The organism is Cytophagaceae bacterium (assembly GCA_016722655.1).
Lineage (GTDB): Bacteria > Bacteroidota > Bacteroidia > Cytophagales > Spirosomataceae > Leadbetterella.
On record JADKIR010000005.1, the window covers coordinates 1,149,521 to 1,163,918 of the forward strand.

Below are 14,398 nucleotides of genomic sequence, written 5' to 3' on the forward strand. Positions count from 1 at the left end.
TGAGGTGTAAACTGATAGCCATGAAAGCATTTTATTGAAAGGCAGTGTCTTCAATTTAAAATGCATCTGGAGTTTCGATTACTTATTTTTTAATAATGGGAACATTGGAAAAAGCTCGACTTTGTCGAGCTCTTTTTTTTTAGAAAACCTTTTCCAAATAATGTTCTTTTATTCCGAACAGTTTTTTTAATTCAGCGATTTCAAGAAGTTTCTTTTCCTTTATTTCTGGTTTTTCACCTTTAAATACTGCAGTTATCATAAGGTTTTTAGGAGTATGTTCTGACGATATAAATTCAAAGGCTTTTACCTGGTAACCAAATGCTTCCAAAACCAGACATCGGATAATATCTGTGATTGACTCTGCGGTACGTTCCTCAATGATCCCATATTTTGAAAAAAGACTGACGGGAAATTCAGGTTTAAACTGCTTTCTGATTTGTTTGTGACAACAGGGTGCCACCATTATTACCGAAGACCCTGCCTTAATTCCTTTATAAATGGCGTCATCAGTGGCGGTATCACAGGCATGTAATGCCACCAAAATATTGATATTTGATGCGTCAAAACTTTCAATTGAACCCTGAACAAATTTCAAATTTTCAAATCTTGCTTTTGTTGCCAGATGATTGCATAAATCCACCATTTCCTGACGGTATTCTATTCCATGAATGAAAGGCGAAATCTCAGTTTTTTCACTGAGAAAATGATACATCGCAAAGGTTAAATATCCTTTTCCGGAACCCATATCAGCTACCTTTACATCACCTGATAAGCCACTTTCCTGAACCGCTTGCTTATAAAACTCCAGATATTTGTTGATCTGGACAAACTTATCGGTTTTGTCTTTTTTTAAGAATCCATCTTCAGAAAACACACCTAATAGCTTCAAAAATTCGATATTACTTTCCGGCAAAATCCTATTTTTGGGTCTGTTATGATTAGTTTCCACAACTCTGACCGGCAAATTCTCTTTTTTTATGAGCTTTGATTTTCCGTCAGGTTTATACTGCAAGTGATATGATTCTGTTGCACATAATAAATCGGCCTGGAGAAAACTCTTCCCTAACCAATTTTCAATCAAACTTTTAGCTTCTGAGTAAGAATAGTTTTTGGTTATGTCCTTTTGTGGATACTTGTAAACAAAACTCAAAAGTTTTTCCTTTTTACTCTGAAATATTTTTATCAGAACCGACTTATATTCATTATTTTCAGAACTTATTTTATTTACATTACTAATAATTAGTTTTGAAATTATATTTTTTTCAAAATTTTCTGAAAATATATTTATGAATTCTATTTTTGTATTCTCCGGCATTATTTTCCTAAATCATTTTACTATAATGTAAAAATTCCGATCTACTTCCAGTTGCTTTCCAGCGATAGAATGAACTTTGGAATCTTTCGGGTAAATCATCTTCTCTACGCCATCAATTTTTACTTTCAATGGCATATCAAATCCCTCAACCACATTATTCCACCGATAAGAATAGCCTTTTTTCGTCTTTTTTAGTTCCAATTCCGGAATTTTTGTATTTCTTAAATATTGATCAAATACTTTTGAAAAATTTATGCCCGACTTATCAGAAATATAATTTTCGATTTGTGCCGATTCTACAGTTTGATGATAAAAATCTTTATTTAATCCCCTCAAAATCTGCCTGAATTTCTCATCGTCATTAATGGCGTGCCTGATAGTGTGCAGCATATTTCCACCTTTGGAGTACATGTCACCTGAGCCACTTTGATTTAAATTATAAACTCCAATTATGGGGCGATTATTCAGAATGGACTTCCTTGTACCTATTACATAATCTTCGCCTGCTTGTTTCCCATAATGATATTCAGTAAAAAGTGTTTCGCTATAATTGGTAAAGCTCTCGTGAATCCACATATCGGCGATATCTTTGTAAGTGATGTTGTTGGCAAACCACTCATGACCACTCTCGTGGATAATTATAAAATCCCATTTTAACCCCCACCCTGAGCCGGAAAGATCTTTGCCCAGATAACCGTTTTTAAATTTATTTCCATAGGTCACTGAGCTTTGGTGTTCCATACCCAGATAAGGTACTTCTACCAGCTTAAATCCGTCTTCATAAAAAGGATAGGGTCCAAACCAATGCTCAAAAGCTTTCAACATACGCGATACATCTTTAAACTGTGCTTGGGCCTTTTCAAAATTGTCTTTAAGCACATAATAATCGCATGTCAAAAGTCCTTTTTCACCCTGAAAATCTTCATTAAAATGCACATAGTCTCCAATATTGAGGTTTACTCCATAATTGTTTATGGGATTCCTTACCACCCAATCTACTGTGCGTTTGCCATCACTGCTCAGACACATTTTTTCAATTCTTCCATTAGAAATATCCCAAAGACTGTCGGGTACAGTTACCGAAATACGCATACTATCGGGCTCATCGTACATGTGGTCTTTGCATGGCCACCACACGCTGGCACCTAAACCCTGACATGATGTGGCGGCAAAAGTTTTACCATTTGCGTCGGTGTGCCAGGACAGTCCACCATCCCATGGGGCTCTTTTGGCTATTTGGGGCTTACCGGCAAAATAAACCTTAAGTTCTTTTTCATCTCCGATTTTTGCAGCAGTTTCGGTTTTAATAAAATATGCATTATTGCCTTTTTTTACAAATTGCAATCTTTTGCCATCTTGCTCAACACCAGTCATTTCCATCGGAATCTGCAAATCGATCTGCAAAATATCTCCTTCCTTAATTTTTTTATATTTGACAGTATTTACCCCTTTCAGGAATTTCTCTTTGGGCATCACTTCAACCTTTAGAGCATAATATTTTAAGTCCCACCAGGCACGCTCAGGAGTAATACTACCCCGCAGCGTATCATCAATGGTATAGGTCTTTTGAGCCATAGAACCAAAATAAAATAGGCCTGAACATAAATAGATGGCTGTCGTAATTAAAAATTTAAATTTCATGTTTATATGAGAAAGTTTGTCTCTGAATAAATTCGCTTTTTTATGCAATATAGAATTAATACGATTATCAATAGGAAAAAATGAATCAGTTTGAGGAAAAAAATTAAAAAGTTTTCAGATTTCTGTTTACTGATAATTGAGCTTATTAATACTTTTTGAATAAAAATATGAAAATTGTATTATCTAAAGACTTAAATGTATTTCAAGGGAAAAGCGAAAGGGTTTTATGATATTGAAAGGGTTTTTATGTGATTAGAATTATTATAAATAATCGAAAAAGGGGCTATTTTTGTGAAAAAAATAAGATAAATGACCAAAGGAATATATATAACCGCAGTTGAGGATCATTCCGGAAAATCGATGATTTCGCTTGGAATGATGCAAAAATTGTTGGGACAAATGCCCAGAGTTGGTTTTTTCAGACCGATTGTAGAAGACGAACATGCTGACAATCACAGCCGCATAATGATTAATTTTTTTGGTCTGAAAGTTAAATATGAAGATACTGTAGGTTACAGTCGGGCAAAATTACTTTCATTGATAAATCAGGGAAAAACCGGAGAAGTAATAGATAATATCATTTCCAAATACAAAAAAATCGAAGAGCAAAATGATTTTGTATTGGTGGAGGGAACTGATTTCGTGGGTGAAGGAAGTTTATTGGAACTTGACTTTAATGTTTTGATAGCAAGAAATCTTGGACTACCGGTAATTCTGATTGGAAATGGTGTAGGCAAGTCAAAAGAAGAGCTTAGCACTGAAATGCAGATGGCTTATAACAGCTACAAAAACAAAGATGTGGAGGTTTTGGCTATTATCAATAATAAGATAAACGAACAAAATCTGGAAATCGCAAATAGTGCAATGAGAGAATTTCTTCCAGATTCTGTTGAAGTCTATGCAGTTCCAAGAATTGGCTCTTTAATAAATCCTTCGATGAAAGAAATCGTAGATCTTCTTGAAGGAAGAGTGCTTTTTGGTCACGATTATCTCGAAAACCAGGTGGGATCAATTGGTGTGGGAGCCATGCAGTTGAGGAATTACCTTCCCCAAATCAGAGAAGACAATTTGGTAATCACACCGGGTGACCGTGCTGATATTATACTGGGAGTTTTACAAGCCAATATTTCGAAAAATTATCCCAGAATTTCAGGGATCCTATTAACCGGGGGATTATTGCCGGAAGAACCAATTATCAAGCTCATCGAAGGTCTTCCCAACACTATTCCGATTGCCTCCGTTGAAGAGGGCACTTTCCAGATTGCCAATAAAGTAGGTGCTATAAAGTCAAACATTTACGTTAACAGCTCGAGGAAAATCAGAACATCGATTGAGGTTTTTGAGAAGTATGTACCTATCAGTCAGCTCCTTGATAAACTGATGAAGTTTGAAAACAAGATACTGACTCCGAGAATGTTCCAGTATGACCTTGTCAGAAGAGCCAGCAAAAGTAAAAAGAGAATTGTATTGCCCGAAGGTTATGATGAAAGGATATTACAAGCAGCAGCAAGACTGATTGATAATGACCTCGTGGATATTATTTTAGTTGGTGAAGAGGCAAAAATCAAAACCAAAGCCGCAGAATCAGGAATAATAATCAATTTCGAAAAGCTAACCATAATCAACCCAATTGAGTATGTGCATTTTGAGGATTATGTCAATACCATTTATGAGTTGCGGAAACATAAAAATGTGAATATGGATATTGCACATGACCTTATGCTTGATGTTTCTTATTTTGGAACGATGATGATATATAAAGGTCATGCCGACGGTATGGTGTCAGGTGCTGTACATACCACACAGCATACTATAAGGCCTGCTTTGCAATTTATCAAAACAAAACCCGGTGTAAATATCGTTTCTTCGATATTCTTTATGTGTTTGGAAGACCGTGTATCTATTTTTGGTGATTGTGCCATCAATCCTAACCCAACGGCTGAAGAACTAGCCGAGATTGCGATATCGTCAGCACAAAGTAGTTTGGCATTTGGCATTGAACCCAAAATCGCGATGCTTTCGTATTCTTCAGGGTCTTCAGGCCAGGGAGAAGATGTTGACCGGGTGCGTGAGGCAACTGAAATTGTGAAACAAAAAAGACCGGATTTGAAAGTTGAAGGTCCAATTCAGTATGATGCGGCCGTTGATATGCAGGTAGGTAAAAGCAAACTTCCAAATTCGGAAGTTGCAGGTCAGGCGAGTGTTTTGATTTTTCCAGACCTAAACACAGGAAACAATACTTACAAGGCAGTTCAAAGAGAAACCGGAGCGATTGCCATTGGGCCTATGCTTCAGGGACTAAACAAACCCGTCAATGATTTAAGCAGAGGTTGCACTGTTGATGACGTTTACAATACAGTGATAATCACCGCAATACAAGCTCAGGGCATTTAAAAAAACAGATTGGTCGCATTAAATATTTTTTAGAAACATTTTTAACATGAAAAAAATACTGGTAATCAATACCGGCAGTAGCTCTCTTAAATTCTCACTCTTTGAAATGCCTTCTGAGGAGGTAATTGCAAGTGGAATAGTTGAAAGAATAGGCATGGAAGATGCGGTTTTTAGATACAAAAACCTAAATGGCAAAACTGAAAAATCCCTGTCAATAAAAAATCATTTTGCTGCCTTAAGGCTGGTTGCAGATCAACTTCTCGACAAAGAAAATGGCGTATTGCAATCTCCCGACGAGATTGATGCAATCGGGCACAGAGTAGTGCATGGAGGTAGCCTCTTTACCGATACCACCATAATTACTGACGAAATAAAATCAAAAATAAAAGAACTGTTTAGTTTGGCTCCACTGCACAATCCACCTAATTATACTGGGATAGAAGTTGCAGAGAGTATTTTCCCAAATTCCAAACAAGTGGCAGTGTTTGATACTGCTTTTCATCAATCCATTCCCGAAAAAGCTCACCGGTATGCCATTCCTAATAATCTATATGAAAAAGATAATGTGAGATTATATGGTTTTCATGGAACAAGTCATAAATATGTAAGTCAAAAAGCCGCGGAATATTTAGGAAAACCCGATGCGAAAATAGTAATTCTGCATTTGGGAAATGGCTGTAGTGCAACCGCCGTAAACGCCGGTAAAAGTATAGATCATTCACTGGGTTTTGGACCGGTAACCGGTTTGATAATGGGAACCCGCAGTGGTGACCTGGACCCTGCGGTGGTTTTATATTTAATTGAAAATAAAGGACATACAGCTAAAGAAGTAAATGATATCCTAAATAAAGAAAGCGGAATGCTGGGCTTGACTGGTTACAGTGATCTACGGGAAATCGAAGCCAGATATATGGAAGGCGACCAGCAATGTAAACTGGCATTGGAAATGAACGCATACCGCATCAAAAAATATATTGGTGCTTATGCTGCAGCTATGAATGGCCTCGATGCCGTAGTTTTTACTGCCGGAATAGGTGAAAATAGTGAGATTATCAGAGGTATGGTGTGCGAAGACATGGATTTTCTGGGCATAAAAATCAATAAAGAAGAGAACGATTTACGTAAGCCTGGAATAAGGGAATTGCAAACTTCAGATTCACAAGTAAAGATTTTGGTGGTTCCTACTAATGAGGAAGTTGAGATTGCCCGACAAGCGTTTGACATTTAAATTACTATACTATTTATGTTAAAGCCTGGATATAATTCAGGCTTTTTTTTTGAAACTTCTGTTATTTTTTTGATATTGGCCTTCGATCGCCAAAAAAGCAAATATTACTTCAAATATTGATTTTTCAATTAATATCCCAAATGAAAACATTAAGATTTATACATTTATTTATTATTTTTTCTTTTTCTACCTTATTTGTTAATGGCCAGGTTACGATCAACCAATTCCCTGAAAATTTACAATTATATGTCAGAAATGAAAAAAACATTTGCGAAGTAAAAGTCTCTGGTAAAATAACCAATTCTTCATTTGATTTTGTATCGATAAAACTTTTCAAAAATGACTCTTTGCAATTAGAAGCTATCAGTTCCCCAACAGATTTCAATTTCAATATTCCCATCAATTCGGAGCTATCTGAATATACGTTTGAACTTTACACAAAAAAAAACCAAACAGCTACATTAATAAAAAAGTCGGAAAAAGTCCTTTGTGGTGATGCTATTCTTTTGTTGGGGCAATCAAACATGGCAGCAATGATAGGCACTGATGAATTTAATTCAAAAGAGTCAGATAGATTTATGAGAAATTTTGATTTTATTGATTTAGAAGATACTACGGTTGCAAAATGGTACCCCTCAAAAAAACCATTTGCCAAAGTAGGAACAATTGGAAATTATCTGATGAAAAACTTAATTGACTCTGTTCAAATACCATTTATGGTTATAAATCAATCCGCTGGAGGAGCTAATTTAAGATGGATATTACAAAGAAACCCTGACAATCATTTTGATAAGAAATTTAATTATGGTAAAATGCTTACACGGTTAAAAGAAAGTCAGGTATTGGACAAGATTAAGTATATGGCGTTTTTACAAGGAGAAGCTGAAGCTGGTAATTGGTATATAGATTGTGATGACTATCCCGGATATTTTGATACTTTCATAAAAAACATCAAGGAAGACCTTCCCGGTTTGAGAAAATTTTATGAATTCCAAATAAACATCTTGATGGTTTCCGGGATTTACAATTACAATGAAAGGGCCAGCTACCTCAGGGAATTTCAAAGACAAACTAAAAATAAATATCCTGGCTTGGTTGAGATTATCAGTACGGTTGGCACCGACTTTTACGACGGAATTCACTATCATACAGAAGGTTATGTCTCAAAAGCCAAAGAATTATCCGATTTGGTCTTGAGAGATTTTTATGGCAAAACCTATACCGAAGGCATCGACCATCCAAATGTACAATATGCGTATTACAGTCCGGGAAAAGACTCAGTTACGCTGGTTTTTCAGGAACGTCAGAAATTAAACTACCCGGTCACATATTTCTATGGCAATCATTACAGATATATGCAAAACTATATTTACATGACCATGGACGATTCACATTTAAAATTTAATCAACTAAACACCCCTGTTATTGCAGGATCAGGAATTGACAATAAAATTGTTCTAAAATTAAATGCTCCTCAAAATTTCAAATATATAACTTATCTACCTGCTTGTTTTTCAGATATTTATAGCATCAGTTATAATGGCCCGCATTTTTTTAATCAGAAAAATTTAAAAGCTTTTTCGTTTTATTGTTTGCCCGTTCAAAATACCCCTCCCATAATTGATAGAATCCCAAAAAAGCCAGAAAACCTTACAACTTCAGGCGTAAATACATCACAGATAAATATTTCTTGGCGGGATATTTCTTTAAACGAAGATTATTTTATTTTAGAATCATCAATTGATTCAATAAATTTTAATACAATTTACAAGGGAAATAACACATCAGCAATTGATAATGGTTTGACTCCAGGAAAGAAAAAGTATTATAGAATCAAATCATGCAATTCCAACGGTTGCAGTGAATATTCTGAAATTAAGAAAGCCTTTTCATTTGATAAGATCAACTATAATTGTTTAAATTTTCAATATGAAGGCCTCTTGAAAAATTTAAGAAAAACAATCATTGCAAAAAAAATAATTACGGGTGCTTCACATCAACTTAGCGAAATTAAACTTGAGGCAGGTGAAATAATTGTTTTAAATCCAGGCTTTAGTTTCAAAGCAAATAATGGTAAAACCTTTGAGGCGGTTATTGAGGGATGTCGTTAATCTAAATATAATTCTTAATAAATATTCAAATAAAAAGAATAAAGAAAAAAACTCAATTTTTGCCTAAATAAATAAAATCAACCTATGCATACCACTTATAGTAATAGGCGAAAAAGGAACGAAAATTACTTATTTTTGATTTAAATTAATAAACCTTTTAAAATGATAAAATTAGCTTCAATCGCAATTATCAGTTCGCTGATTTCAATAAACGCTTGTGGTAATAAGCAAATAGAATCTGCCAAAAACGAATCTTTGCCTGATACTACAATTGCCCCAGTTGAAACCAAATCACCTAACTCTAACTACAAACCGGCATTTCCGGGTCAAACTAGAATTAATGGAACTAAAACAAAGTCGGCATATACTTTCAAAGTGTTAAGTGAAAAGCTAAACTCACCCTGGGGCATAGCTTCCTTACCTGACGGCCGTTTGATAATTACCGAAAAAGCAGGATTTCTTAGGATTTCGACCACCTCAGGGGTTCTAAGCAATAAAATCACTGGACTCCCAAAGGTTGACGAAAATGGCCAGGGAGGGTTATTGGGTATTGCTGTTGATCCTGATTTTGCTAAAAATCGAAAAATTTACTGGGCATTTTCAGAGAATACCGGAAATGGAAATCATACCGCTGTAGCCAAAGGAACTCTTTCGGCTGATGAAACTAAAATTGAAAATTCAACTGTAATTTTTAGGTCTAATCCTACATATAGAGGGAATCTTCACTTTGGAGGTCGCTTGATTTTTGATCCGAAAGGAAATCTTGTCCTTGGAACAGGCGAAAGATCAGATACGAAAACCAGACCAATGGCCCAGGATAATACTACAGCTTTGGGGAAAATCATAAAAATTACAACTGAGGGTCAACCTGCCCAGGGAAACCCTTTTGTAAATCACAATGACTACAAAAAAGAGATATTTTCTTATGGACACAGGAATGTTCAGGGGCTTTCAATAAACCCTGTAACCGGCGAGCTTTGGTCCAATGAGTTTGGCCCTCGGGGCGGTGATGAAATAAATCGGGTAGAAGCCGGAAAAAATTATGGATGGCCAACCATTACCTATGGTATAGAATATAGTGGAAGCAAAGTTGGTGAGGCAATACAACAAAAAAGTGGTCTGGAGCAGCCGGTTTATTATTGGGACCCGGTAGTATCGCCCAGCGGAATGACATTTTACAACAAAGGACAAATAAGCGAATGGAACAACAATCTTTTTGTGGGCTGCCTTAGCGGAATGCATATTGCGAGACTGATAATCAAAGATAACAAAGTAATTGGCGAAGAGCGACTTTTAGACCAGGAATACCAAAGGTTTAGAGATGTTCACCAGGGAAAAGACGGAGCCATATACGCAGTAACAGACCAGGGAAGGTTATATTATATAGGTAAATGATTTTTGTGAGAGAAATCATATTGGAATATTTTCTATCCTGATTCAAAATCCATTAAATTTGCATCAGGATGCCCGGATGGTGGAACTGGTAGACACGCTATCTTCAGGTGGTAGTGCCATTGGTGTGCAGGTTCGAGTCCTGTTCCGGGTACAAAAAGAGGTTCATCGGTATGATGAGCCTCTTTTTTATTTGCATTAATTTCCGGCGAAAGGTGTACCAAAAATCCCAACTGCCAATTCAGCCCAAATCAAAAACAGAATTATCAAAAGAGCAATAATAATTACTACACGGGAACTTAGATTATGAATTTTCCGGATTGCAGTTTCAAGCAAGAAGCCGAAAAACATTAAAAGACTACCAGCAACTAAAAAATCAGAGATCGTCCAGTTGACTTCTGTGTTAAACTGCATAGCCACCAAGGGTATGACCAGAATAAAAGCGATTCCGGCAAGGATAAATTTCAGGCTTTTCGAAATTGTTATCATTTTCCACTTATTTAAAAGTACTTTTTATTACAAAGTAAAATACTTTTAAACTTTCTACCAAATTTTTTCTCAAATCTTTAATTATTTTAAACCGGGAAATTAAAAATGAAGGATGAAAATGTGGTCTTACATTTTCAAAATCTAACCTGAGAGCTCAATCTAAAAGAATATATCCAGAAGTATTTTCCGGGATCAAAAACACTTTCCTGATGTACAACAGAGAATCCTGCACCGATAAAATTGCGGTTATTGAGAAATTTGAAATTATTACTGATGTCAAATTTTTGAGATTTTAGATTAATCACCGGCTCAAAAGCACTGTCAAAGCCAAATCTGTTGATTTCTGGTGAGAATCCAATTCCGGCTGAAACTGCAAAAAATTGATCGGCATTGGCCCTGTATTTTCTATATGTAAAGGTAGATGACTTACTCCATCCCTGGTCACTTTTGATCAGATAAGGCACGGCAAACAGAAACGAACTGCCGAAATATTTGCCAACAGAACCCGTAAAAATATTAGTGAATTCTTCTCCAAATTTCAAAGATCTGATACCCAGGGAAACTTCATATGCCTGTGGAAGAGATTTGTAAAGCTGAGCACCTAATCGCCATGATGGAAATATTGAAGAACCCGAATAGCCTAAATTTAAATAAGCATAAAGGCCTTCAGTAATACTCGGGTAAGCATCAAACTCAAACTGAGACCCATATTTTCCAAATTTTTGATTTAGATTATATCTGGCAATTAGGCTTCCTTTTGGGGTAATTTTTCCGTATTGTAAGGAATAATAATGCATAGGGTCGTAAATCTGGCTATAGGCATCTGTAGAATATATAATCCCCACAGAATTGGTTGCTAAATCCGCCTTGATTTTATCATCAAACTGACGTACTTCCTTATTTTCAGGATATTCCGATAAAAAAGCCAATAATGTAAGGTGTGCTTTTTGAAACTCACTGTTATTTTTCTGTGCAGTAGCCTTCAAAATTATTAATTCTGGTGAATCAGGAAATAAATTCAAAGCCTCATTAGCCAGATTTATTGCAAAGGATGGCTGGTCGGCATAGATTTCATTTTTGATATATGAAATCCAGAATTCCTTATTTTTCGGTTCTTTTGATAACAAATATTCAAGTTCATTTTTTGCCAATTTATATTTCCCTTCCCAACCATAAACTGAAGAAAGGAAAAGCCTGACATCCAGATAATTGGGATATTTTTCAATAACATTTTTCAATGAGGCTATGGACTCATTTCTCTTCCCATCAAAAGCCAATTTTCGGGCTTGAGCGAATACCGAATCAGGGTCAAAATTATTTTCCTGTGCAAAAACCCCATAAATGGAAATAGTCAGCAAAAACAATATTTTCAAAAATACTTTCATATCAATTATTAAACCTATTCATGGCAATTTTCAGATCATTCAAAAATTCTGTTTTCCCGGCATTATTATTTTTTGCCTTTATCATCAGACTTCTGGCTTTATCAGGACGATTAGACCACCAGTAAATATCCATAAGGGCACTATATGCATCGGAATACGTCGGACTCCTTTCTATAATTGCCTTCAACTCGACTTCAGCTTTTTCATAATCACCCATCCAGGCCATTATTCTACCTTTGAGCGTGCGGCAATCAAAATTATTCGGACTGTCAGTTATTATGTAATCACATACTATTAGTGCCTCTTTGTAATTCTTTTTGAATGCCAAATCACGGGCTATAATAAACCGATCTGTATCAATATTTTTTCCAATATATTTATTTACAACATCTATTTCCGCTTTTGTCAAGTTCCTTTCTTTTGGTTTGTTTTGCACCATTTCCGGGGGAATAATTTTGTTATTTTGCGTTACATAACTATTGACTTGCTGGAAATACTCAAATTTCGAAATTGCCATGCGGGTTTCCTTTGTTCTGGCAGTTTCTTCTGTTGTCAAATTATCACCTAGCTTAAAAACCACATTGTCTGAAATAAAATAATCGCCAGTGATATAATCTTTTATGGTGCCTTTGTATCTCGTAAAAGGTATGTCTTTGTCATTATGAAAAGTAGAAGCAGAACTTAAGCCTGTACCAAGCCAATGCACCTTTTCAGGCATTTTGAAACCATATTTATTTGAAATCAAAGCCAAAATCGAAGGCATTATATCAAAATGTGAGCTAATTCCTTTAAAAACCTGAGGCCTGGAAATCATTGGGCTATAAACAATCAGGGGAACATGAAATCTACAAATTTCATTTTTCTGATTGACCGGAATCAGCCTGTGGTCGCCCGTAATAAGAAAGATAGTATTGGCAAAATTGGGGCTTGATTTGTATTGATTAATGAAATTTCTAATGCAATCATCGGTATATAAAAGTGCTGCAAACACTTCTTTATTTTTATTGATTTCCTCTAATTTCTTTTCCTCAAATTTCCCTTTTGACAGAATTTCGTTAGCCATTTTTAAATAATGCTCTTTTCTGTCAAAAATAAAAGGCTCATGATTACTTATGGTCAGAATCATGTCAAAACGAGGTTTGGGAGCAGGTTTTAGTTCTGTCAATGTTTTCCTAAAAATCTCAGAATCGGGATAACCCCATGAGAAACCATTTTGTGCAGCCACTTTCTTATAACCAGAACCAAAACTATTTTCGTCAATAATTTTCTCCATTCCTTCATGATTGAGGTATTTTAGCTTTCGGTCAAAATCAGCATTTCCGCCTTCAAAATATGAAGTTTGATAACCTGCTTTTTTAAGTTCCGAAATCAAGGAAATGTGGTCAGGTAATTTTTCTAATTCAAGAAAACCTTTTTTTCCAAAAGGTAAGGATCCTAAAATTGAAGGTAAAGCCCCAAATGACCTGCCGGCATTACTCATAAAATTGGTCCAGGTAAGGCTATTATTAGATAGGGAGTCTAAAAATGGTGTGAATCCCGGATATTCGGCATCAATGCCCGAGAAATCTCTGCCTAAACCTTCGACCAGAATAAGTACAATATATGGTTTTTCGGAACCAAGATTCATATTTTTCCCTAAAACATCTTCAATATTTGGATTAGTTCTGATTAAAGGATAAGGATTTGGGGATTCCCATTTTTTAGATTCTGCTTTTTTACCCGATAAAAAATAACCATAACTGTCTTTTAAAAAATAAGTTAAGTTAGTATGAGTTGGTTTTGAAAATAAAGCATTTAGAATTAAAAACAATATTGAAAATAAGAAAAATAAACCTAATCCAGGTGCTTGTTTACTTTTAATATTTATGATAAAAAACGAAAAAATATAGGCAAAAATCGCAAAAAATGGAGGCAAAAAAGAATACCAGTCTATATCAGTGGAATTCTGAACAATCATTTGAATTTCATCAATAGAATAGCCAAATAAATCACTCCCCAATTGAACTTTCGATACAGAAAAATATCTGTTGAGAATAATATCCATCAATATCAAAACCAAGCCAAAAAAAACGATAAAAACTCTGGCAGAATTACTTGAAATTAATGAAACCAATAGAAAAATAGGAGAGCCCAAAAGTACCCATATTGCCGCAACCCCAAAGTCAATCGGGATCGTTTTAAGGGCATTTAGCCAATTTGCTTCATTGCTATAATAAATCAATGAAAAAAGGTCCATCAGCAAAATGAATACACCAATAATAAGGCAAGCCTTTACTAAATACCTAAAATGCTGATTATTATAAATTTTAAAACCCATGGCAATGATTTTAATTTAGAACATTTCTGAAACTAAACTATCTCAATATTTATACCAAGGGAGATTTGAAAAATCAGGACATGACCCGTTTGGATTGAATTTCTATTATATTTACTTGTGGTTTGG

9 protein-coding genes and 1 tRNA gene are annotated in these 14,398 nt (G+C 35.3%); 5 read left to right on the top strand and 5 right to left on the bottom strand.

Features of this window, described 5'->3' with window-relative positions:
• Window positions 1-139 precede the first annotated feature (139 nt).
• Window positions 140-1,315, bottom strand: coding sequence for an SAM-dependent methyltransferase (locus tag IPP61_20840; protein MBL0327570.1), 1,176 nt, complete (start codon window positions 1,313-1,315; stop codon window positions 140-142).
• Between the two features lie 12 nt (window positions 1,316-1,327).
• Window positions 1,328-2,956, bottom strand: a complete 1,629-nt coding sequence (locus tag IPP61_20845; protein MBL0327571.1) for a M1 family metallopeptidase — start codon at window positions 2,954-2,956, stop codon at window positions 1,328-1,330.
• A 309-nt stretch (window positions 2,957-3,265) separates the two neighbouring features.
• Here IPP61_20845 and pta point away from each other — a divergent pair, with 309 nt between their 5' ends.
• The 5 genes from pta to IPP61_20870 all read left to right on the top strand — a co-directional run bounded on the left by pta (window position 3,266) and on the right by IPP61_20870 (window position 10,235).
• Entirely contained in the window at window positions 3,266-5,350 is a 2,085-nt protein-coding gene (gene pta / locus IPP61_20850; GenBank protein ID MBL0327572.1) for a phosphate acetyltransferase, read from the top strand.
• Window positions 5,351-5,396: 46 nt separating this feature from the next.
• Complete coding sequence (locus IPP61_20855) at window positions 5,397-6,578, top strand: acetate kinase (protein MBL0327573.1); 1,182 nt, start codon at window positions 5,397-5,399, stop codon at window positions 6,576-6,578.
• 140 nt (window positions 6,579-6,718) lie between these two features.
• Window positions 6,719-8,689 (top strand): hypothetical protein, encoded by a 1,971-nt coding sequence (locus IPP61_20860; GenBank protein ID MBL0327574.1) that lies wholly within the window; start codon window positions 6,719-6,721, stop codon window positions 8,687-8,689.
• A 162-nt stretch (window positions 8,690-8,851) separates the two neighbouring features.
• A complete protein-coding gene (locus tag IPP61_20865) occupies window positions 8,852-10,084 on the top strand; it encodes a PQQ-dependent sugar dehydrogenase (protein ID MBL0327575.1) in 1,233 nt (410 codons plus the stop codon).
• A gap of 70 nt (window positions 10,085-10,154) precedes the next feature.
• Window positions 10,155-10,235 (top strand) — tRNA-Leu (locus IPP61_20870).
• Between the two features lie 44 nt (window positions 10,236-10,279).
• Here the strand turns inward: IPP61_20870 and IPP61_20875 are convergent.
• From IPP61_20875 to IPP61_20885, 3 genes are all read right to left on the bottom strand, one after another.
• Window positions 10,280-10,570, bottom strand: coding sequence for a hypothetical protein (locus IPP61_20875; GenBank protein MBL0327576.1), 291 nt, complete (start codon window positions 10,568-10,570; stop codon window positions 10,280-10,282).
• A gap of 134 nt (window positions 10,571-10,704) precedes the next feature.
• Window positions 10,705-11,955, bottom strand: a complete 1,251-nt coding sequence (gene yaiO, locus IPP61_20880; protein MBL0327577.1) for a YaiO family outer membrane beta-barrel protein — start codon at window positions 11,953-11,955, stop codon at window positions 10,705-10,707.
• A gap of 1 nt (window position 11,956) precedes the next feature.
• A complete protein-coding gene (locus tag IPP61_20885) occupies window positions 11,957-14,272 on the bottom strand; it encodes a sulfatase-like hydrolase/transferase (GenBank protein MBL0327578.1) in 2,316 nt (771 codons plus the stop codon).
• Window positions 14,273-14,398: the final 126 nt, after the last annotated feature.

Bases quoted from the DNA above. Each gene is read 5' to 3' on its own strand.
- IPP61_20860 (MBL0327574.1), top strand. From the start codon at position 6,719: ATGAAAACATTAAGATTTATACATTTATTTATTATTTTTTCTTTTTCT.
- IPP61_20865 (MBL0327575.1), top strand. From the start codon at position 8,852: ATGATAAAATTAGCTTCAATCGCAATTATCAGTTCGCTGATTTCAATA.
- IPP61_20845 (MBL0327571.1), bottom strand. From the start codon at position 2,956: ATGAAATTTAAATTTTTAATTACGACAGCCATCTATTTATGTTCAGGC.
- IPP61_20855 (MBL0327573.1), top strand. From the start codon at position 5,397: ATGAAAAAAATACTGGTAATCAATACCGGCAGTAGCTCTCTTAAATTC.
- yaiO (MBL0327577.1), bottom strand. From the start codon at position 11,955: ATGAAAGTATTTTTGAAAATATTGTTTTTGCTGACTATTTCCATTTAT.
- IPP61_20840 (MBL0327570.1), bottom strand. From the start codon at position 1,315: ATGCCGGAGAATACAAAAATAGAATTCATAAATATATTTTCAGAAAAT.
- pta (MBL0327572.1), top strand. From the start codon at position 3,266: ATGACCAAAGGAATATATATAACCGCAGTTGAGGATCATTCCGGAAAA.
- IPP61_20885 (MBL0327578.1), bottom strand. From the start codon at position 14,272: ATGGGTTTTAAAATTTATAATAATCAGCATTTTAGGTATTTAGTAAAG.
- IPP61_20875 (MBL0327576.1), bottom strand. From the start codon at position 10,570: ATGATAACAATTTCGAAAAGCCTGAAATTTATCCTTGCCGGAATCGCT.